This is a genomic window from Ruegeria sp. CDSA241 (genome assembly GCF_059611265.1).
On the sequence record NZ_JBXWPF010000001.1, the window covers coordinates 320,997 to 342,117 of the forward strand.

The 21,121-nt window shown below is 57.5% G+C and carries 22 protein-coding genes; 7 read left to right on the plus strand and 15 right to left on the minus strand.

Going from position 1 to position 21,121, the window contains the following annotated elements; translation table 11 throughout:
• The first annotated feature begins 223 nt into the window (after positions 1-223).
• The gene (locus AC2FJV_RS01645; protein ID WP_271948532.1) at positions 224-757 is read left to right on the plus strand and encodes an outer membrane protein; all 534 of its coding nucleotides are present in this window, start codon (positions 224-226) and stop codon (positions 755-757) included.
• 44 nt (positions 758-801) lie between these two features.
• Here AC2FJV_RS01645 and AC2FJV_RS01650 read toward each other — a convergent pair whose 3' ends face one another.
• Positions 802-1,785: a quinone oxidoreductase family protein gene (locus tag AC2FJV_RS01650; protein WP_496693543.1), complete on the minus strand. Its 984-nt coding sequence runs from the start codon at positions 1,783-1,785 to the stop codon at positions 802-804.
• Positions 1,786-1,980: 195 nt separating this feature from the next.
• Between AC2FJV_RS01650 and AC2FJV_RS01655 the strand changes: the two genes are divergently transcribed.
• On the plus strand, positions 1,981-2,838 hold the full coding sequence (locus AC2FJV_RS01655; RefSeq protein WP_496693542.1) for a DUF2189 domain-containing protein: 858 nt from the start codon (positions 1,981-1,983) through the stop codon (positions 2,836-2,838).
• Positions 2,839-2,847: 9 nt separating this feature from the next.
• Here AC2FJV_RS01655 and AC2FJV_RS01660 read toward each other — a convergent pair whose 3' ends face one another.
• Positions 2,848-3,834, minus strand: coding sequence for an NAD(P)H-quinone oxidoreductase (locus AC2FJV_RS01660; RefSeq protein WP_496693541.1), 987 nt, complete (start codon positions 3,832-3,834; stop codon positions 2,848-2,850).
• A gap of 62 nt (positions 3,835-3,896) precedes the next feature.
• The gene (locus AC2FJV_RS01665) at positions 3,897-4,589 is read right to left on the minus strand and encodes a COQ9 family protein (protein ID WP_496712291.1); all 693 of its coding nucleotides are present in this window, start codon (positions 4,587-4,589) and stop codon (positions 3,897-3,899) included.
• A gap of 111 nt (positions 4,590-4,700) precedes the next feature.
• On the opposite strand from AC2FJV_RS01665, the gene rpsU reads away from it, so the two are divergent.
• Together rpsU and AC2FJV_RS01675 are read left to right on the plus strand one after the other, a co-directional pair.
• On the plus strand, positions 4,701-4,907 hold the full coding sequence (gene rpsU, locus AC2FJV_RS01670) for a 30S ribosomal protein S21 (RefSeq protein WP_005614280.1): 207 nt from the start codon (positions 4,701-4,703) through the stop codon (positions 4,905-4,907).
• Positions 4,908-5,174: 267 nt separating this feature from the next.
• Positions 5,175-6,302, plus strand: a complete 1,128-nt coding sequence (locus AC2FJV_RS01675) for a CAP domain-containing protein (RefSeq protein ID WP_496712293.1) — start codon at positions 5,175-5,177, stop codon at positions 6,300-6,302.
• A gap of 58 nt (positions 6,303-6,360) precedes the next feature.
• Here the strand turns inward: AC2FJV_RS01675 and ppk2 are convergent, their stop codons facing one another.
• The gene (gene ppk2 / locus AC2FJV_RS01680) at positions 6,361-7,278 is read right to left on the minus strand and encodes a polyphosphate kinase 2 (RefSeq protein ID WP_496689073.1); all 918 of its coding nucleotides are present in this window, start codon (positions 7,276-7,278) and stop codon (positions 6,361-6,363) included.
• A 276-nt stretch (positions 7,279-7,554) separates the two neighbouring features.
• On the opposite strand from ppk2, the gene AC2FJV_RS01685 reads away from it, so the two are divergent.
• Complete coding sequence (locus AC2FJV_RS01685; protein WP_496712298.1) at positions 7,555-8,394, plus strand: CPBP family intramembrane glutamic endopeptidase; 840 nt, start codon at positions 7,555-7,557, stop codon at positions 8,392-8,394.
• A 1-nt stretch (position 8,395) separates the two neighbouring features.
• On the opposite strand, the gene AC2FJV_RS01690 is transcribed toward AC2FJV_RS01685, so the two are convergent.
• On the minus strand, positions 8,396-8,854 hold the full coding sequence (locus AC2FJV_RS01690; RefSeq protein ID WP_142635322.1) for an Lrp/AsnC family transcriptional regulator: 459 nt from the start codon (positions 8,852-8,854) through the stop codon (positions 8,396-8,398).
• A gap of 136 nt (positions 8,855-8,990) precedes the next feature.
• Between AC2FJV_RS01690 and ald the strand changes: the two genes are divergently transcribed.
• The gene (gene ald / locus AC2FJV_RS01695) at positions 8,991-10,109 is read left to right on the plus strand and encodes an alanine dehydrogenase (protein WP_271948547.1); all 1,119 of its coding nucleotides are present in this window, start codon (positions 8,991-8,993) and stop codon (positions 10,107-10,109) included.
• Positions 10,110-10,278: 169 nt separating this feature from the next.
• On the opposite strand, the gene AC2FJV_RS01700 is transcribed toward ald, so the two are convergent.
• Both AC2FJV_RS01700 and mscL read right to left on the minus strand, forming a co-directional pair.
• Positions 10,279-11,088 (minus strand): mechanosensitive ion channel family protein, encoded by an 810-nt coding sequence (locus AC2FJV_RS01700; protein WP_246097177.1) that lies wholly within the window; start codon positions 11,086-11,088, stop codon positions 10,279-10,281.
• Positions 11,089-11,186: 98 nt separating this feature from the next.
• Entirely contained in the window at positions 11,187-11,615 is a 429-nt protein-coding gene (gene mscL, locus AC2FJV_RS01705) for a large conductance mechanosensitive channel protein MscL (RefSeq protein WP_142635318.1), read from the minus strand.
• 134 nt (positions 11,616-11,749) lie between these two features.
• Here mscL and AC2FJV_RS01710 point away from each other — a divergent pair, with 134 nt between their 5' ends.
• Positions 11,750-12,448 (plus strand): glutathione S-transferase family protein, encoded by a 699-nt coding sequence (locus AC2FJV_RS01710; protein ID WP_281972595.1) that lies wholly within the window; start codon positions 11,750-11,752, stop codon positions 12,446-12,448.
• Positions 12,449-12,484: 36 nt separating this feature from the next.
• Here the strand turns inward: AC2FJV_RS01710 and AC2FJV_RS01715 are convergent, their stop codons facing one another.
• The 8 genes from AC2FJV_RS01715 to AC2FJV_RS01750 all read right to left on the minus strand — a co-directional run bounded on the left by AC2FJV_RS01715 (position 12,485) and on the right by AC2FJV_RS01750 (position 21,060).
• Positions 12,485-12,934, minus strand: a complete 450-nt coding sequence (locus AC2FJV_RS01715; RefSeq protein ID WP_271948554.1) for a YtoQ family protein — start codon at positions 12,932-12,934, stop codon at positions 12,485-12,487.
• Positions 12,935-12,998: 64 nt separating this feature from the next.
• On the minus strand, positions 12,999-13,958 hold the full coding sequence (locus AC2FJV_RS01720; protein ID WP_496712301.1) for a hypothetical protein: 960 nt from the start codon (positions 13,956-13,958) through the stop codon (positions 12,999-13,001).
• Positions 13,959-14,221: 263 nt separating this feature from the next.
• Positions 14,222-16,618, minus strand: a complete 2,397-nt coding sequence (gene pheT, locus AC2FJV_RS01725; RefSeq protein ID WP_496712303.1) for a phenylalanine--tRNA ligase subunit beta — start codon at positions 16,616-16,618, stop codon at positions 14,222-14,224.
• An 85-nt stretch (positions 16,619-16,703) separates the two neighbouring features.
• Positions 16,704-17,111 carry a cupin domain-containing protein gene (locus AC2FJV_RS01730; protein WP_496712307.1) on the minus strand — a complete coding sequence of 136 codons (408 nt, stop codon included), beginning with the start codon at positions 17,109-17,111 and terminating at the stop codon, positions 16,704-16,706.
• 66 nt (positions 17,112-17,177) lie between these two features.
• Positions 17,178-17,969, minus strand: a complete 792-nt coding sequence (locus AC2FJV_RS01735; protein WP_496693534.1) for a CE1 family esterase — start codon at positions 17,967-17,969, stop codon at positions 17,178-17,180.
• Positions 17,970-18,238: 269 nt separating this feature from the next.
• Positions 18,239-18,466 carry a hypothetical protein gene (locus AC2FJV_RS01740; protein ID WP_496693533.1) on the minus strand — a complete coding sequence of 76 codons (228 nt, stop codon included), beginning with the start codon at positions 18,464-18,466 and terminating at the stop codon, positions 18,239-18,241.
• A gap of 79 nt (positions 18,467-18,545) precedes the next feature.
• Positions 18,546-19,619: a phenylalanine--tRNA ligase subunit alpha gene (pheS, locus tag AC2FJV_RS01745; RefSeq protein ID WP_281995269.1), complete on the minus strand. Its 1,074-nt coding sequence runs from the start codon at positions 19,617-19,619 to the stop codon at positions 18,546-18,548.
• A gap of 70 nt (positions 19,620-19,689) precedes the next feature.
• Positions 19,690-21,060, minus strand: a complete 1,371-nt coding sequence (locus AC2FJV_RS01750; RefSeq protein WP_496696530.1) for a glutamate--cysteine ligase — start codon at positions 21,058-21,060, stop codon at positions 19,690-19,692.
• Between the last annotated feature and the right edge of the window lie 61 nt (positions 21,061-21,121).

Here is a 21,121-nt window from a genome sequence, read left to right on the forward strand (position 1 = left end):
GCCGCCGATTACCATTTGAAACCGCCATTTTTCACCCTAGTTGTTCAAGCAGGAACGAGCCCAAAAAAAACGTGGGCCAGTGCCCCGAAGCGGCGGCACAGAAATCAGGTACGGAAACAGCCAAAAGACAGCGATCCGGTCGTCAGACCGGGCCCTGGCAATACCACGTACAAATGAGCAGCAAAGGTTTGCTGAAGACCAATTCGAAAGAAAGGTTAACAGAATGACAGGAAGATTTTTTATTGCGGCCTTTATCGCCTCTATTGCGGCCGGAGGCGCCTCGGCGCAATCCTCGGGCAACTGGACGGGCTTTTACGGCGGCCTTCAGGTCGGCTATGCCGATATCGACACCAATGTTTCGGGCGTCGACGGTGATGGCGCGATTGGTGGTATCGTGTTGGGATATGATTATGATCTGGGGGATTGGGTTGTCGGTGGCGGCTTTGACTATGACTGGACCAGCATTGAACTGACCCCCGGCGTCGAGGTCGAAGACGTTTGGCGCCTCAAAGCACGCGCCGGATACAAAGTGACTCCGGTGGGGCTGCTATATGGTATCGGGGGCTATGCCGAGGCGAGTACGGACAATCTTGGCAGTGACGATGGTTGGTTCATCGGCGCTGGGTATGAACAGATTGTCGCCCCCAATGTCAGCGTTGGAGGCGAAATCCTGTATCACGAATTCAACGATTTCGATTCGACCGGAATTGATGTGGACGCGACCACAATCCAGGCCCGCGCCACCTACCGGTTCTAAGAAAACAGTGACGGAACCCGGCACAAACGCCGGGTTCCTTTCATTTACAGTTCAAGAACTGTGCTGCCTGTGGTTTGGCGCGCCTCAAGTGCGCGATGGGCCTCGGCCACCTGATCCAGCGGGAACCTCTGATCAATGTGGATTTTGACCTCGCCGCCTTCGACCTTGTTGAACAGGCGCCGCGCCATGGCCTGACAGACCGCGTGGTCCGAAATATGTGTGAAGAGCGTTGGCCGCGTTATCTTGAGCGATCCTTTCTTGGCCAGAATACCGATATCAATCAGAGGCACCGGGCCCGAGGCATTGCCGAACGAGATCATCATGCCAAGCGGTTTCAGGCTGTCGAGCGATCCGTCAAACGTGTCCGACCCGATGGAATCCATCACCGCGTCTACGCCTTTGCCTTTGGTGATCTGCGCGACACGCTCGGCAAAGTTCTCGGTCCGGTAATTGATGCAATGCGAGGCACCGTTGAACTGCGCCAGACTGCATTTTTCATCGGTTCCGGCAGTACCGATCAACGTGATCCCCTCGGATTTGGCCCATTGGCAGGCAATCAAGCCAACACCCCCGGCAGCTGCATGAAACAACACGGTATCCCCGCGTTTTAGCGGTGTGGTGCGATGAAACAGATATTCGACTGTCATCCCCTTGAGCATCATCGCGGCCGCCGCATCAAAAGAAATTCCATCCGGAAGCGGGCACACCTGTGCGGCGGGCATGACCCGTGCCTCGCAATAGGCTCCGGGCGGAGAGGCAGCATAGGCCGCGCGCTGCCCGGATTCCAGATGCGTTACACCTTCCCCGACGGCTTCGATCACGCCAGCGGCCTCCATGCCCAAAGCCTGCGGCAGATCCAGCGGATACAGCCCAGTGCGCTGATATACATCAATGAAATTCAGCCCGCAGGCATGATGACGAATACGAACCTCACCGGGGCCGGGTTCACCAAGTGGGCGATCTTCGATCTTCAGAACCTCGGGGCCGCCGTGTTCATGGATGACGACGGTTCGTGCCGTTTTCTGCATGTTGTCCTCCTCTAGCCTCAGGCCAAGCTAACATGCCTGTGACGCAGGGCAATCGACACGATTACGCGAGGCGCAACCCAAACGCGAAAATTTGTGCTATACTATGCCCAAGGCGTTGCTGGCTGGTCCGGCCAAAAGCAACAAGTCGCCGGATTGACCCCGCTGCGCAACATCGCAATGCAGGAGGGGACGGCAATGGACAAAACGATTGGCAATCCGATCACCTGGGCGGCACGGAACATAGGTGCAACCGGGGATCACCTAGCTGAAAACATCAGCCATATCGGCAGCGCGGATACACGGCACCTGCCAGTGGTTCGTACGCTGACGATGGATGATCTTTGGGCCTGCCTGAGGGCAGGATACAGCGATTTTCTGGATACAAGGGCCGATGCGATATTCGTGGTGCTCATCTATCCGATCGCAGGTTTTCTGATGTTCGGAATTGGGCTGAACACAAACATGGTTCCACTGCTGGCACCGCTGGTTGGTGGTTTTGCGCTTGTGGGTCCGTTAGCCGCCCTTGGCCTGTACGAAATCAGCCGCAAACGAGAACAAGGTGGCGAGGCTGGATGGCTGGATGCGTTTGGCGTGTTCCGGTCCCCTTCCCTGGGTGCAATTCTGGCTTTGGCGTTTTACATGGTCATGCTGTTTCTGGTCTGGCTGATGGTCGCGCAGAGCATCTATGTTCAGACACTCGGCCCTGACCTGCCCGCGTCGCTGGGTGCCTTTCTAACCCAAGTGTTCACCACCGCCGCTGGATGGACCATGATCTTGTTCGGGCATGCTGTTGGGTTTCTGTTTGCCCTCGTCGCCCTGGCAATCAGCGTCGTCAGCTTTCCGCTGCTGCTGGACCGCAAAGTGGGCGTTCCGGTCGCCGTGGTGACATCCGTACGGGTGTTGCGTCGCAATCCGGGCGTCATCCTGAGCTGGGGATTCATCGTTGCCGCGCTGCTGGTCATCGGAGCGATCCCGATGTTGCTGGGCCTGATCGTCGTGATGCCGGTACTGGGCCACGCCACCTGGCATCTCTATCGGTGTGCTGTGGCCTGAAACATAGCTTTATCCCGCAACTTTCAGAACAATCTTGCCAATATGGCCAGAGCTTTCCATCCGGGCATGGGCCGCCGCCGCATCAGCCAGATCAAACTCACTATCCATGACAGGGGCAACTTTTCCCGCCTCGAGCAAAGGCCAGACCGCTTCGTGCAGATCCGAAGCAATTTTTGCCTTGGCCAGATCGCTTTGCGGGCGCAGGGTACTGCCAGTCAAGGTCAGCCGTTTGACCATCATAAGCGCAAAATTCAGCTCGACCACGGGCCCCTGAAGGAAGGCTATCTGCACCAGCCGACCATCCTCGGCCAGCGCCTTGACGTTGCGTGGGATATAGTCGCCGCCCACCATGTCCAGTATCAGGTTCGCCCCGCCCTCGGCCCGCATCGCGGCTACGAAATCCGCGTCACGGTAGTTGATCGCCTGTTCGGCACCCAGCTTTTCACAGGCCTCACATTTTTCAGCCGAGCCTGCAGTAGCAAAAACCCGCGCTCCAAAGGCGTTCGCCAGCTGAATCGCCGTTGTGCCGATACCACTGGAACCACCATGCACCAGAAACCGCTCACCGGCCTTCAGGCTGCCGCGCATAAAGACGTTGGACCAGACGGTAAAGAAGGTCTCGGGCAGGCAGGCGGCTTCTTTTAGGCCCATCCCCGCTGGCACCGGCAAACAATGCGCCGCAGGTGTGGCCACATATTCGGCATAGCCGCCGCCCGGCAGCAAGGCACAGACCTGATCGCCAACGGATAGGTCTTCGACCCCCGCCCCGATGGCCACGACCTCACCCGCGGCCTCAAGACCCGGCAGATCACTGGCACCCGGAGGTGGATTATAGGCACCGGCGCGCTGCAGAGCGTCCGGGCGGTTCACCCCCGCATAGGCGACTTTGAGGATCACTTGACCGGCCAAAGCTTGGGGCATCGGGCGTTCTGTCAGTTGCAGAACATCCGGACCGCCGGGTTCGGCGATTTCAACGGCGCGCATCATCTGAGTCATGGGTAGATCTCCTTTGGCCAATGCCTAGCAGGCTGAAACGTCAAGGCCCAGTAGCAAGAGGACTACTTGCGCGGTGTCAGGAATCCGGGAAGCGTGCCGTGGGTTTTAGCCGGAGCTTTAACCTGCCCGGCCAACCAATTCGGAACAGCAAGAAACGGTCTGAACAGAGGATTGTCCCTCACCTGCCCCTTAAGCTTTTCGAACTGCATGACATTGTCGATACGACGGTCCAGAAACTCCCACGTTTTCTGATTCCCGGGCGAATCATCCCCCAACCAGAACAACAGGGTCGAGGAATAGACCCCCGACAATGTCGCCCGCTTGGTGTACCAGTTCACGTCGTCCGAAGTATCTCCCAACGTGTCCCAGATCAGATCACAGGTTTGCCATACTGCCCTTGCGCCATCAGCCGCGTGGCTTGGCAGCGAAAACATGGTCATACCCCGGCGCACGAGTTCCTTATCCGGCACGGCCTGCAGCCGGAACCGGACGGCAGCAGCGATCCGGTCACGGAATTTGATATCGCCCAAATCCTCAGTTTTAAGGCGATCTGCCATCACCGCGTCCCCGCGCGCATGAAATGCCAACGCCAGGTCAACGGCACCACGCGGACAAATCGCCCGCACCAGAACGTCATCCATTCCACATTCTTCAATCGCCGCGCGAAAGCTGGTTTCCGACCAGCCATCGAAGGGAACATGTGTCAGCATCGCATCCAAAAGCTGCTGCTTGGCGTCTTCATAGGTGGTGGTCATGGCGGTTCTCCGGTTATCAGGACCAGTACTAGACAAGATAGAGGCGCTTTGCTATACGGCCAATTCCTGCAATTTCCTTGCAACTCTATCTAGAAAGGTGGTGACAACCACATGCAGGTTAGTGTTCGCGACAATAACGTCGATCAGGCGCTTCGTGCCCTGAAGAAAAAGCTGCAGCGCGAAGGCGTGTTCCGCGAAATGAAGCTTAAGCAACATTTCGAGAAACCGTCCGAGAAAAAAGCGCGCGAGAAAGCTGAAGCGATCCGCCGTGCCCGTAAACTGGCACGTAAGAAAGCACAGCGCGAAGGTTTGCTCTAAGCACCTTCCTCGTCCAGTTTTGGATGACACTATTTGACGACCCCCGAGGCATCGCCCGGGGGTTTGTCGTTTTCAGGGTGACGTTGCGCGCTTTTTCGCGACTGGCTGACGCAACCCCGCGTCAATGCGCGATAAATCGCGAACTCAGATTCAACTTCCGGTGGCGATCTGCCCACCAACCGCGAGCGGCACGATTGTGTCTTCTCGTCGCCAAGTTCTCGCCACTAATGTCCCGCCAAAATAACGCAATCTATTGGAGGCAGAATCATGTCAACGGCCAGCGATCTAGAGCGGCAGATGCTCGCATTGATCAATGCAGAGCGGGCAAAGGCGGGCTTACAACCGGTCAAGCTTGAGCTTCGGCTGAACGCAGCGGCGGAAGATCACAGCGAGTGGATGCTGAACGTCGATAGGTTCAGCCATACCGGCGCCGGAGGTTCGCGACCATCGGACAGAATGGAAGATGCGGGCTTCGAATTCTCCGGAAGCTGGCGTGCGACTGAAAACATCGCATGGCAGAGTGTCCGCGGTGCGCCGGGGCTGTCGGATGACGTTCAGGATCTGCACAACAGCCTGATGAACAGTTCCGGCCATCGCGCGAATATTCTGGACGCCAACGTGACCGTTATCGGAATTGGGATTGAGGTCGGAAACTATGACGGCTGGAACGCCATCATGGTGACCCAGAACTTTGCACGGACCTCTGCGCCTTTGCAGCTTGATACCAGCAGTTCGGGTGGTTCCGGTGGTTCCACACCTCCACCGCCCTCGGGGCAGTTGGACGTCAGGGCTGGCAAGATCGGCACTGCTGCGGATGACTGGTTCGTTTTGAAATCCGGACAGTCTGGCCTTTTGGATGGGCGCGGCGGTGATGATACCCTGGTTGGTGGCGGCGGCCGAGATAAGCTGCTTGGCCGCTCCGGCGACGACACCCTGAACGGCGAAGGCGGAAATGACACTCTGGTTGGCGGAGCTGATAATGACGACCTGAATGGGGGTGATGGCAAAGACCTTCTGAAAGGCGGCTATGGCATTGACCAGCTGGACGGCGGCGCCGGAAACGATGTGCTTAAAGGCGGGCAGGACAACGACATTCTTATCGGTGGCGCTGGCAACGATAAATTGCTTGGTGGCAATGGAGCAGATGTCATGACCGGTGGCACCGGAGTGGATCAATTCTACTTCACCAAGGGCGCGGATACTGTGACGGATTTCACCGACGAGGATATCGTCAACCTCCGGCAGGCCAAGTCTATCGTTGGGTATAACGATCTGATGAAGAACCACATTTCGCAATCCGGAAATGACGTCATCATCGATGCCGGTAACGGCCACACCCTGACACTAGAAGATACCTTGTTATCGGACCTGGCCAGAGACGACTTTGTGTTCTGAAGGCCGGACAAGCGAAAACTAAAGCCACGCCCCCGGAATCCGGGGGCGTTTTTCGTGATCAGTAAATCTTGGGCACGTACAGCTCGTCCGGCAAAACACGCCGTTCGTATTCCGGATTATATTTGCGATCCGGGAGATCAACTTTTTCCTGCGGTACATCCGTATAGGGGATCTTGGTCAGAAGATGCTCAATACAGTTCAGGCGCTCACGCTTTTTGTCGTTGCCTTCGACGATGTACCAGGGCGCCTCTCGGATGTTGGTACGGAACAGCATGTCCTCTTTGGCTTTGGTATAGGCCTCCCAGCGGATACGGGATTCCAGATCCATTGGGGACAGTTTCCACTGTTTCATAGGATCGTGAATCCGCATAAGGAATCGCAGCTGCTGTTCCTCATCCGTGATCGAGAACCAGTATTTCAGCAAGATGATCCCGGATCGAACCAACATCCGTTCGAATTCGGGAACGTCCTGAAAGAACTGATCAACCTGATCTTTGCTGGCAAACCCCATCACCCTTTCGACCCCGGCACGGTTATACCAGGACCGATCGAACAGAACGATCTCACCGGCGGCGGGCAGATGCGGGACGTAACGCTGGAAATACCACTGGCTCTGCTCACGACGACTGGGCGCCGGCAGAGCAACCACCCGGGCAACACGCGGATTCAGGCGCTGCGTAATCCGCTTAATCACCCCACCCTTGCCAGCACTGTCCCGGCCTTCAAACAGGATACAGACCTTGGCACCGGTATGTTGCACCCAGTCCTGCACCTTGATCAGTTCAGCCTGAAGTCGCAGCAAGTTACGGAAATAGACCTTGCGATCCAGCATGTCGGGATGCTGATCCTTGTAGATCTTCCGCACTTCCACCGACAGCATGGGCTCGCTGAATTCGATCTCAAAATCTTCGTCCAGCGCGTCTTCCAACTCGGCTTCGAGCCAGTCTTTTGGTGCATGGTTAAATTCGTCGGTCAAGGTCTGCTCCTTATCAATTAACGGGTCAGGACCCTATCAGGCGCGTGTAACCGCCTGATGTCATCACAGAGGTAGATGAAAGCCTTTTTCTAAGCTTATCTGCCGGGGTCAGCAAGATCACTGCCCCAGGAATTCGGAAACTTGGCATTTCCGCTCGGCTGGATCATTCAATCGCCAGAGCCACCCCTACTTCAGCTTGTATGAAGCCTGTTAACATGACTTGCCAGCCCGAGTGTTCTGAGGGCATCAAAGCACAGGTCATTTCAGAGAGGGGCCGTGGCGCATTTCATATCTGTTCTGCCGGTTGTTTGGCCCTGGTTTATCCTGATCGCCGCGCAGATATGCGCTGTTTCAGGGAAATGGTCTTTGGGGTTCGTTCTGCTGACCTGTTTTGGCCTGATTGCTCTGACCTTGGGTCTGGTCACGCCCTTTGCCGCAGCTATTGCGTCAGCAGGTCTTACCGGAGCGTTGATGCTACGCGGTTTGAACGGTGCGTTTTCCTTTGTTGGACATATCGCCTTGATCCTGTGGTGCCTGGCCATGGGCGCACATCTGGTTCCGGGCTTTCATAACCTACTGGTACTGGACCGGGTTCATGCCGGTCCGGGCAGCACCGATTTCACGATGTACCTGAACCTGGACAAGCCTCTGATCCTGTTCGCCGTCCTTCTGGCCTGGCCACGCATGAATGATGGAGTAGCGTATATACGCAAATCGCCGCTGGCGGTCGGGCTGGTCGCATTGCCGGCCCTGTTTCTACTGGGCCTCTCAGTCGGTGCCATCCGGCCAGAGTTCACCCTTCCCCATTGGTGGATGATCTTTGCACTTTCCAACCTGTTTCTGACCTGCCTCACGGAAGAGGCCTTTTTCCGTGGCTATCTGCAATCAGCACTTTCCGAACGCCTGGGGGCTGCTGCGGGGATTGCTGCGACCAGCCTGCTTTTCGGGCTTGCACATTTTGCAGGTGGACCTGCATTGGTTGTCTTTGCAGCCCTTCTTGGCGCGGCATGTAGCCTGGGATATTACGCGACAGGACGGCTTTGGGTTCCGGTTCTGATGCATTTCGCCTTTAACGCGGCGCATCTGGTGATTTTCACCTATCCCGGCCCAGCCTAGGTTAAACCGGCAACGCCGTCGTCTTGAACACAGTCCGAAGCGCGAATGAACTTTGCATCTGCGCCACGCCTGGAAGTCGAGACAGATATTGGCGATGGATGCGGGCGAAATCCTCGGTGTTTTCGGCAACGACCTTCAGGATGTAATCCGCAGTTCCTGCCATCAGGTGGCATTCCAAAACATCCGGGATCCGCGCAACAGCTTTTTCGAAGGCCTCCAGTACTTCCTCGGCCTGGCCCTGCAAGGTGATCTCGACAAACACCGTTGTTGGCACATTCATCTTGCGCGCGTCCAACAAGGCAACGTAGTTGCGGATATAGCCATCGGCCTCAAGCCTCTGTACCCGCCTATGGCAGGCCGAAGGCGACAAATTCACCTGCTCGGACAATTCAGCATTCGACATACGACCATTCCGCTGCAAGGCAGCCAAAATCTTTCTATCTGTCGTATCAAGGCTCATCCACGCAATTCCTTTGCGGGTTTTACCCATTGTAGCGAAGATTTTCCCGAAGAAAAGCCGGAATGCGGGCAGAGTTTCACAGAAATTGCACCCGAAACCGCCCATTATTTAGGCAGTTTAGGAACGGAGAGACCTAATGAAAATCGGTTGCCCCAAAGAAATCAAGCCGCAGGAATTCCGTGTCGGCATGACGCCCAACGCCGCACAAGAGGCGGTGTCTCGTGGCCATGACGTGATAATCGAAAACGGAGCTGGCATTGGCGCCGGGTTTGACAACGATGATTACGTCGCCGCAGGTGCCCGCATCGTGGACAGTGCAGAAGAAGTTTTTGCCACCGCAGAGATGATTGTCAAAGTCAAAGAACCCCAGGCGGGCGAACGCAAGATGCTGCGTGAAGGGCAGCTTTTGTTCACCTACCTGCATCTGGCCCCGGATCCGGATCAGACCCATGACCTGCTGGAATCGGGCTGTACGGCTATCGCCTATGAGACAGTGACCGATGCAAATGGAGGTCTGCCCCTGCTTGCACCCATGTCCGAGGTTGCGGGCCGTCTGGCACCACAGGTCGGATCCTGGACGCTGCAAAAGGCGAATGGCGGCCGCGGAGTGCTGATGGGTGGCGTCCCCGGCGTTGGTCCAGCAAAAGTTGTGGTTATCGGTGGGGGCGTCGTCGGTACCCATGCCGCCAAGATCGCTGCAGGTATGGGCGCGGATGTGACGGTACTGGACCGGTCTCTGCCCCGGCTGCGTTATCTGGACGACGTGTTCGGCGGTCAGTTCAAGAACCAGTATTCAACTGCAGGTGCGACCGCGGAGTTGATCCAGACAGCCGACATGGTGATTGGCGCTGTGCTGATTCCGGGTGCTGCAGCGCCGAAACTGGTGACGCGCGCGCAGCTGTCCACCATGAAACCCGGCGCGGTTCTTGTGGATGTTGCCATCGACCAGGGCGGCTGTTTTGAAACCTCAAAGGCCACAACCCATGCGGACCCGATCTATGAAGTTGACGGCGTCATGCATTACTGCGTGGCCAACATGCCCGGCGCGGTTGCAAGAACATCAACAATAGCACTGGGCAACGCCACAATGCCGTTCATGCTAGCACTGGCGGATAAAGGATGGAAACAGGCCTGTCAGGATGATCCGCACCTGCTGGCTGGCTTGAACGTTCACGCCGGCCAACTCACCTATTATGCGGTTGGCAAAGCGCTTGGGATTGACGTGGTATCCCCCAACGTCGTCATCAAATCCTGACGGAAGCCTCCAACCCCTGAAGCGTTGGGCATAGCGCCGCCTCTTCGAAGCGGCGTGACCTGTTCACAGCGTTGAACGGGGCACCAAAAACAACGACGCCGCGCGATTAGCGCGGCGCCGGGCCCAACCGGAGGAGGGTATTTCAATGCCCGAGCGACGGGCGGGAGCATCATCCCTGTTTCTGGATCTCGACCGAATGCGGGTATGGTATCGAAACGCCTTTTGCATCAAACGCTTCTTTGACTGCTTTGGTCATTTCAAATTTGACATCCCAATAATCGACAGCGGCACACCACAAGCGCACCGTCAGATCGACCGAGCTGTCCCCCAGATTTGTGACCCGCACCCAGGGCTCGGGATCGCCGTGGATGCGCCCGTCAGCCATTGCGAGGTCCAGAATGATTTTCATCGCCTCATCCGCGCTATCGCCATAGTCGATACCAAACACCAAATCTACACGACGCGTCTCGTGTGCCGAGTAGTTGGTGATAACTGACCCCCAAGCCTGGCCATTGGGTACAATGATCTGCACATTGTCGGGGGTCACGAGTTCGGTCGTGAACAGATTCAGATCTTTGACAGTTCCGGCTGTTCCGCCGATGTCGACATATTGGCCAAGCTTATACGGCCGGAAGACAACCAACATCACGCCTGCTGCCAGATCACTAAGTGTACCCTGCAGCGCCAGGCCAATGGCCAGCGAAGCAGCGCCCAAAATGGCAACGATACTGGTTGCTTCGATCCCGAAGATGCCCAGAACAGCCACAATTACCATGGCCAGAATGGCCCATTTGATCATGCTGGCGGCAAAATTGCCCAGCGTCGGATCAATATGGGGCGTTTTGTTGATACGGCGGCGAACAACCCCAGCGATCATTCCTGCCGCAATCCAGCCCAATATCAGAACAATCAGAGCCTTGCCCGCACTCATCAAGATTGGCACATAGCCGTTTGCCATATCCATGGCTTGATTTGCCATTTCCATCGTCTGCTCCAATTCGGGTTTCCTTCTGCTTTCAGATCGTTAACTGAATCCCACCTATCTGGTGGGCTCCTCTTCTGCCGTAACTGCAGGAGTCACTTTTTCAGTGCGTCGCGGATTTCCATCAGGATGTCCAGCTCGCTTGGCCCGGCTGGCGCTTCTTCTTCCGCCGGTGCTTCCTCTTCTGCCGCCTCTTTGACCCGGTTCACCATTTTGACCAGCATGAAAACCACCCAGGCGATGATCAGAAAGTTGATGATCGCCATTATGAACGCACCATATGCAAAAACAGAAGCACCGGTTTCCCGCGCCGCTTCCAGGCTCGCCCCTTCGGCGACATCACCGGCCAGAACGGAGTAGTTGTTGGTGAAATCAACCCCACCCGTAAACAGGCCAATCAATGGATTGATCAGATCACCAACAAGCGACGTAACAATTGCGGTAAATGCGGCTCCAATGATGATACCCACCGCCATATCCATGACATTGCCTTTGGCAATGAATGTCTTGAACTCCTGGAACATAACTTCCCTCTTTCCCTGTTGTCATTTTTATGCGCCTAAACGCACGGCAACTGTGCGCTAATTGCACTATAAAATGTATGTTTTTATGGGAAATCGTAACTATTTTTCCCCAATCGGCTTATTCAGGAGACCCCATGACACATTTTGCGTCTTATTCCATTACAGACAAATGGCCCGCCAAAGACCCTTCGGTCATTCAGCTCTATTCTTATCCGACGCCTAATGGCGTCAAAGCCTCGATCATGCTTGAGGAAACCGGCCTGCCCTACGAGGCACATCTGGTCACGCTTGCGGATGCGGATGTCAAAAGCTCCGAGTTCCTGTCGCTGAACCCAAACAACAAAATCCCTGCAATCATTGACCCGAACGGTCCTGATGGACATCCCCTGGGCCTGTTTGAAAGCGGTGCGATCCTGTTGTATCTGGCCGAGAAGTCAGGGAAATTCATGGGCCAGACACAAAGCGACGGACATCGCATTACCCAATGGCTCATGTTCCAGATGGGTGGAATTGGTCCCATGCTTGGGCAACTTGGCTTTTTCCACAAATTCGCCGGGAAAGAGATCGAAGATCCGCGCCCCCGTGAGCGCTATCTCAACGAGGCAAAGCGGCTGTTGAATGTCGTGAACAATCAACTTGATGGCCAGGAATGGATCGCCGGGGATTACTCGATCGCCGACATTGCAATCGTCCCCTGGCTGCGCGGGTTGGATTTTTATGGTGCCCGAGACATTGTTGGCTGGGATGAGTACTCAAATCTCCAATCTTATCTTGATCGGTTTCTTGCGCGTCCCGCCGTTCAGCGCGGGCTGCAGATTCCTTCCCCAGGTTAACACGTGTGGGGTGAGGCAATACCTCACCCCATCCATTTAGCTTGGAAGCTTACCCGTCAAAACATACCGCAGCACATCCACCACCTGCGAGGGATGTTCAGCAACAGCCAGGGCAGCTGCATCAACCTCTTTCAACGCGTGCTGATGATCTGGCCCGTGCACTACGATGATCGACTTGCCCAAAGCCGCCGCATATCCCGCGTCAAAGGCTGCGTTCCATTGCTTGTATTGATCGCCAAAGCGGACGACCACGACATCCGCGTCTGAAATGCCCTTGCGGGTTCGGATCGCATTGACCATCGCACCCTTGTGGTCATGCCAATACTTGTTTGGCTCGGACCCCAAAATTGCAACGCCGCAATCGTCGCTGGCTTCGTGAACCGTGACAGGGCTGTTGAACGAAATGTCCAACCCTTTCGCCCCGTCAATGATCTGCTCGCGCCAGTCGGTGTGTATCTCTCCGGACAGGTAGACGTTCAGGCCCATTGATTTCTCCTTTGATTTTATTGGCGACCCTAAAGACAAAATGGACCTGACCCAAGGGGGGGGCTCAGAAAGCCAGCCGCCAAAACACCGGCTGCCCGTTGGGAACTGCCTTACGGGCCGCGCTGCGCTGCTTGCTTCCCAGAAACCCCGGCATCTCGGATGTTGGCTCGAACCCGAAACTGCGGGGCAAACGGGTATAGATCGACCGAGGCGGCAACCGTCCCCAGGTGATCCCTTTCAGCTGCGCGCCCGGTTCTGGCTGGTGCATCCAGACTTCGCGAATGGCGAATTCGTCGCGCAGCAGCACCAACACTGCCAACATCATGACCTCGGCCCATATTTTCGCGCATTTCTGCTGCAGCGCCTGCTCGTATTCACGCGTCAAACGCAACTCACGCGACCGGGGCGCCCGGCATTGCAGTCGACGCCGGGCATGGCCGACAAAGCGCAACCAGTCGGACTGAATTTCTTCAATCAGACAATAGCCACTTGTTAAATCTATATCCAAGCGGCACCAGGCCAGAGTCGGACGGCCATGCGTGCGTACCGGGTGCCAACAGCTTTGGAACGCACCCGCCGCCGCGCGCTGTTCGAATTTCCACAACAGCTCGGCATGCTCGGTCGGGAAGCCCAACTGCACCACAAGGTTATGCGCCTTGCGCGTGGTTTGTTCATCAGACCAGCGCTCAAAGCTCAGGCAGAAATCCAGCCATTCGGACTGATAGACCGCTTCTAAACCATGGAACGCCGCAGGGCTTAGCCCCTTCAGACGCACGGCGCGATCCGCATGGGCCACGGCCAGCACATCGTGCCGCCGCAAAACCCCGCCGCACCGCGCGATCATGGGTTTCAGCAAAGGACGCGCCAGCAAACGGGACAGCCCCGATTGCTTTAGATCCGAAACCGACATTTCGGCCTCCATCGACTGGCACAGCAACCAGGGGCTTTGCCGATCGGTATAATAGTAGAATGGCATCTCTTCCGGCAGAATCTGCCGGATCATCGAGATGTCTTGGCGTTTCATGACAACTCTCCAACGGGAAACAGGCCCGCCGGTCAGTTGGCGGGCAATCAGGGTTTGGGCATTGCTTTTGCGAGGCTGGGATCTGGCATCTGGCAGACTCCGGATTGTGATTGCATCAGGGGGCTGGACTTACGGCCAGGGGGTGATTCCACTCAACCACTGGATTTTCAGGACGCAGGGACGTTGCAGCACGGCAACACTGGCGTCTGAGAAACGAGAAAAGCGCGCCGAAGGGCGCGCTTTGCATTTGGATTACGGTCGCGTTAGCCGCGCAGAACGCCGCCCGTTGCCTTGGAAACCTTGGCGATGATCTTCTCGGCCACCGCTTCGATGTCTTTTTCTTTCAGGGTCACATCTGTTGGCTGCAGCCGAACGGTGATGGCCAGAGATTTCTTGCCCTCACCCAGGCTGCCGCCAATGAATTCATCAAAGACGCGCACATCCTCGATCAGCGCCTTGTCGGCCCCGGCAGCGGCATTCACCAGCGTCAGTGCCTCGACGCCTTCATCGACGACAAAGGCAAAGTCACGCTCGACCGCCTGCAGATCGCGCAGCTCCAGCGCCGCGCGGGTCGCCCCGGATTTACGCGGAAGAGGCACCTCATCCGGCCAGATAGTGAAAGCCACCGCCGGGCCCTTGATGTCCATCGCCTGCAACACACGCGGATGCAACTCGCCGAAAACACCCAGTACCTTTTTCGGACCCAGACAAATTTTGCCGTGCCGGCCCGGATGCCACCAGGCGTCGCCCTCGCGTAGGATCTGAACCTTGGCGGGTGCGCCGATGGCGGCCAAAACGGCCTCGGCATCTGCCTTGGCGTCGAACACATCCGCCGGGCGTGTGGCGCTATGCACATCCTTGGGGCCGTCGCGACCGACCAGCAGGCCGGTAATCTGGATTTTCTGATCGCCTGGCTCGCCGTCGTGAAAAACTGGGCCAACTTCAAACAGCGCCACATCTGCATAGCCGCGCGCCTGATTGCGGGCCGCCGCTTGCAACAGCCCCGGCAGCAGATCGGGGCGCATATGGCTCATCTCGGACGAAATCGGGTTTTCCAACTGCGTCGCTTCATCGCCACCGCCAAACAGCGCTGCGGATGTCTGATCAATGAATGTATAGCTGACGCATTCGTTATAACCCAATGCGGCACAGGTGCGGCGCGCCATCGACTGGCGGCGCTGAGTGGGAGTCATAACCGGTTTCGGAATGCCATCAGTGACCCTCGGCAGCGGCTTGCCCTGAAGCTTGGTCAGGGAGGCAATTCGTGCGACCTCTTCCACCAGATCAGCCTCGCCCATGACATCGGGGCGCCAGCTGGGGACATGGGCCATCTCGCCTTCAAGGCGGAAACCCAGACGGGTCAGGGTCTGGCGCTGCTCGCTTTCGGGAATGACCATCCCGACCAGCGATTGCACCCGGGCCGAGTCCAACTTGTAGGATCGCGCATGGTTTGGTGCTCTGCCTGCCTCAACTACTTTAGAGACCTCGCCACCGCAGATATCCAGGATCATCTGCGTTGCATGTTCCAATCCTTCCAGCGTGTATTCCGGGTCGACGCCGCGCTCGAATCGGTACCGCGCATCCGAGTTGATTTTCAACGCCCGGCCTGTCAGTGCAATTTGCACATGATCCCAGAACGCGCTTTCGAGGAAGACGTTCACGGTATCCTCGGTACAGCCGGTTTCTTCGCCGCCCATGATCCCTGCAATGGATTCCGGGCCGTTGTCGTCCGAAATCACCATCATGCCCGGTTGCAGCGTGTATTCCTTTTCGTCCAGCGCCACCAGCTTTTCGCCGCCCTTGGCCCTATGTACGCGCAGGTTGCCCTGAACCTTGTCCGCATCAAAGACATGCAGCGGACGGTTTTGGTCGAAGGTCATATAGTTGGTGATATCCACCAAGGCCGAGATCGGACGCAGGCCGATCGCCTTCAACTGATCCTGCAGCCACTGCGGGCTGGGGCCGTTCTTGACATCTTTGATCAGACGTCCGGTGAAATGCGGTGCTCCGTCCAGCGTGTCATCATCAATCGTCACCTTGATCGGGCTGACGAAATCGCCCGGCACCGGCACATAGTCGCGCTCTTTCAGCGTGCCGACCCCGCGTGCCGCCAGATCGCGCGCGATCCCGGCGACGCCCAACGCATCGGGGCGGTTCGGGGTGATTGCAATCTCGATCATCGGATCGACCTTTGCGGGATCATTCTCGGCCAGCCAGTCAACGAACTGATCGCCGACCTCACCCGAGGGCAGCTCGATGATGCCGTCATGCTCTTCCGACAGCTCCAGCTCGCGCTCCGAGGCCATCATGCCAAAGCTCTCGACACCGCGGATCTTGCCGACGCTGATGGTGATGTCCAGGCCCGGAATATACATGCCCGGTTTGCAGACCACGACGGTGATGCCTTCGCGCGCATTGGGCGCGCCGCAGATGATCTGCAGATCACCCTCATCCGTCGCAACCGTACAGACCCGCAGCTTGTCGGCATCAGGGTGCTGTTCGGCATAGGTCACTTTTCCCAGCGTAAAACCCGCCAGTCGGTCCGCCGGATTGACGATCTCTTCGACTTCGAGCCCCAGATCGGTCAGCGTTTCGGCGATCTCATCGACCGACGCGTCAGTGTCCAGGTGATCCTTGAGCCAGGAAAGGGTGAATTTCATCGGTCGTATTCCGCATAATCTTGGGTCAGCCCGCGTGTAACGGATATTCAGACAAGGGGAAAGAGGCCGTGTGCCACATGATCGCCTACTGTGCGGCAACTGTGTTGGCGACGCTGTCCGATCCGGCAAACACCGCCAAAATCCGCGCGATGTTTTCGCTCATATTCTCCCCCACATGCGGGGATCGGAACGCTTCGACAAAGGCATCACCGGTTTTGTAGGTCTTTGTCCCCGCCGCGCCGTAATCGACAGTGATTTCCCCTTCCAGCACATAGGCCATCAGCGGAGCATTATGCCGGTGACTACCGGTCACCTGACCCGGCTGCATGGTGATGATGGCCATGGTGATCTGCGGCATGCCGTCCGGGTATTCCAGTGGCTCTCCGATCACGGACTTGTCCGTTTGCACCAACACATCAACAGGCGGATAGGCGTCGCGCGCCAGGGCAGAGGTTGCGGTCAGGATCGCGGCGGTCACCAGCAGGGGTTTCATCGGGCAAGGCTCCTTGGTCAGATGGCCTGCGCAGATGACCCCGGATGTAGGGGGCTGTCAAACGGGTCAGGGATAGGCTGGTGTGCGCCCGGCCAGCTCATCCAACTGCCAGCCGATCCAGCCATGCGGGATGAAATGCCCGCCCGGATGCGTGTCCAACGTGACCTGCCCCTCCGCGCAATCGGTCCACTCCACGCGGCTGAGGGTCAGGAAAGGCTTCACGCTCCAATCGCCACGCGGGGTTGCACCGTTGCAATCGAACTTCGCCTTCCACAACGCCACCGGATAGGTCGTGTCCCCGCCCGGCCCCAAGGGAAAATCCATCACCGTGTCATCCAACCCATGCACATGTCGCACCTGACGCGGGGCCTGCGGGCAGTCCTCGGTCTGGCGAATGCTGCCAGCCACAGCCAGCAGGGCCGCAATATCATTGCCGGATTGACAGACATAGCGCCACGCCATCGCGCCGCCATAGGAATAGCCCGAGACATAGATGCGATCCGGGTCGATGGGATAGCGCGCCGCCACATCCTCTAGCACCCGATCCGCAAAGGGGACGTCATCAGTGTCGGACGTCCAGAAATCCCAGCTTTTGCCGCGCCCGTTCGGGGCCACCAGCAGCACGCCGCGCAGTTTGGTGGCCCCTGCGATCCTTTCGTGGTTGACCACCACATCCCCCTGCCGCGCCCAACCATGGAAGTGCAGCAATACCGGCAGAAGGGTTTCGCCGTCCCAGCCATCGGGTTCAAGCACATGATAGGAACGGTCGCCCAGCGGGCAGGCTGTGTCGCCGTGGCAGCCATTTGCTACAGCTTGGAGCGGGATCAGGAAAAACAGGCAGGTCAGAATCCGGAACATAACTCGGAGCCTACCCGGCCAGCGCACGAAGTCACGTCACAACCCCGTGGGAGGCTGAAACAAGCCGCGCTATCGCCAGACCGTGGGGTGGCGATCCTTGGGCTGTGGAGGGCAGTTTATCTTAGCCAAATCCGTGCGCTGTTCGAGCGTTGCGCTAGCTGAGACAAATCGCCAGCCCGTGCGGGCGGTCTGGCGATGGCGCGGCGGCCTATCGGCCTTTGCTCCGCACCAGTTTTTTGCAATTCAAAGCCTGAACTAGACAGAGGAGACTACTTCGATTTTTGTTTTGCGTATTCATCAATGAGTTTTTTACCCATATCTTTTTGCCTTTGCGCCTCTTTCATTTGGTTCATTTTATTTGAAAAAATCGAAAAAGACGCCCAAAGGCCGGGCAGTAGAGCAAGCCCTACAATTGGTAATGCCCACGCAAAAACCGATCCGAAGAAACGGATAGCCAAATATTGAAGAAAGTTTCCCGCAACAATTATTCCAACCATCCACAAAAAAGGGAGCATTGGCTACACGGCGGCGCCACCATTCGATGTATCGAGCCAGATATACGCCTAGTGGATACACCTACCGAGACAAACCACCATGCAGGTTCGGCATATCCAGCGCTGCAAACCCGTAGTGCCGCAACCACCGAAGATCGCTATCAAAGAACGCCCGCAAATCCGGAATGCCGTATTTCAACATCGCCAGACGGTCGATCCCAATCCCGAACGCAAAGCCCTGATAGACGTCCGGATCAATTCCACCGGCGGCGATCACCTTGGGGTGGACCATGCCCGAGCCCAGAATCTCCATCCAGTCGTCGCCCTCGCCGATCTTGAGCTGACCGTTATCCCAGGAACAGCGGATATCGACCTCTGCCGACGGTTCGGTAAAGGGGAAGTGCGAGGCGCGGAAACGAAGTTCGACATCGTCGACCTCGAAGAACGCTTTCACGAACTCTTCCAGAACCCATTTCAGGTTCGCCATCGAGATGTCCTTGTCGATGGCAAGACCTTCGACCTGATGGAACATCGGCGTGTGGGTCTGATCATAGTCAGCGCGATAAACGCCGCCCGGACAAATGATGCGGATCGGCGCACCCTGCAGCTCCATTGAGCGGATCTGGACCGGCGAAGTATGGGTGCGCAGCACATGCGGCGGGCGCTCGTCGCCCTCGGCACGGTGCATATAGAACGTGTCCATCTCGGCCCGCGCGGGGTGGTGGCCGGGGATGTTTAGCGCGTCGAAATTGTGCCAATCGGTCTCAATCCGCGGCCCTTCGGCCACCGAGAAACCCAGTTCGGCAAAGATCGCGGTCAGCTCCTCGGTCGCCTGGCTGACCGGGTGGATCGAGCCTTGGCGGCGCGCGCGGGTCGGCAGGGTAACGTCCAGCCATTCGGTCCGTAGACGTTCGTCCAGCGCGGCATCGGCAAGACCGGCTTTCTTGGCGGCTAGGGCCGAGTTGATCTCATCCTTCAGGGCGTTCAGCGCGGGGCCTGCGACCTGACGTTCCTCGGGGGTCATCTTGCCCAGCTCGCGCATCTTCAGCGCAACTTCACCTTTTTTGCCCACGGCGGCGACGCGGATCGCCTCAAGCGCGTTCTCATCGCCCGCCTCGGCGATCTGCCCCAGATATTTTGCCTTAAGATCGTCCATGACGCCCTCTGAATTTGGTCGCCAACCTGCTATCGGCCCCGCCCCGCGAATGCAAGCGGGACCCGGTGGGTCAATAGCTGTATTCGGGATAAATTCGGGTCAGATCGCCGTTCCAGTCACCATTGTAGTGTTCCAGCAACTCATCCGCCGGAACCTTGCCGGTATCGAGGCTTTCCTTCAGCGCGTTCAGGAAATGCGTCTCATCGGGAACCAGACCACCTGCGCCGGGATAGGCCCGGGCCTTGAGACCACTTTCCGAGATCGCAACCACTTCGCGGGCAAGATCATGCATGTTGATGTCGCCAACCCGCGCCTGCAGGCCATTGACGGCTGCCTGAACGCGCAGTTCCTCGCGCGTTTCAGCATCCCAGCCCTTGACCAGATCCCAGGCCGCATCCAGCGCGCCCTGATCATAGGTCAGGCCAACCCAGAAGGCAGGCAGCGCACACAGACGCCGCCACGGGCCACCATCTGCGCCGCGCATCTCCATGAATTTCTTGATCCGCGCCTCGGGGAAGGCGGTGGTCAGGTGATCGGCCCAATCGGACAGGGTAGGTGTTTCACCCGGCAGCGCGGGCAGTTTGCCCTGCAGGAAATCGCGGAAGGACATGCCCAGCGCGTTGATATACTGGCCATCGCGATAGACAAAGTACATCGGCACATCCAACGCGTATTGCACGTAGCGCTCGAACCCAAAGCCCTCTTCGAACACGAAGGGCAGCATGCCGGTGCGCGCATCGTCCAGGTGCCGCCAGATATGGCTGCGCCAGCTTTTCTGGCCGTTGGGCTTACCCTCAAAAAATGGCGAATTGGCGAACAGCGCAGTCGCCACAGGCTGCAAAGCCAGCGCCACGCGCAGTTTCTGCACCATGTCTGCCTCGGACCCAAAGTCGATATTGACCTGAACCGTGCAAGTGCGCCGCATCATGGCGCGGCCCATGGAGCCTACTTTTTCCATGTAATCGTTCATCAGCCGATAACGGCCTTTGGGCATCAGAGGCATCTGCTCATGGGTCCAGATCGGGGCCGCGCCCAGACCTATAAAGCCCACGCCGATTTCATCAGCGATATCCTTAACCTCGCGCAGGTGGGTGTTCACCTCGTCGCAGGTCTCGTGGATCGTCTCCAACGGCGCGCCCGACAGCTCTAGTGCACCGCCCGGTTCAAGGCTGACATTGGCGCCGTCTTTTTCCAGGCCGATCAGGTGGCCCGCTTCGCGCACCTCGGCCCAGCCGTGCCGGTCGCGCAGCCCTTCAAGCACCGCCACAATCGACCGCGTGCCTTCGAATGGCAGCGGTTTCAGTGAGTCTTTACAATAGCCGAACTTTTCATGTTCGGTTCCGATACGCCAATCGGCTTTGGGCTTGCAGCCCGCTTCCAGATATTCGGCAAGTTGCTCGTGGCGTTCGATCGGTCCGCCGCCGGACTGGGGGATGGACATGAACCGTGCTCCGATCCTGATGTGTCTGTCTTGTTGGTCAGTCGTGGTCGCAAACGAGGGC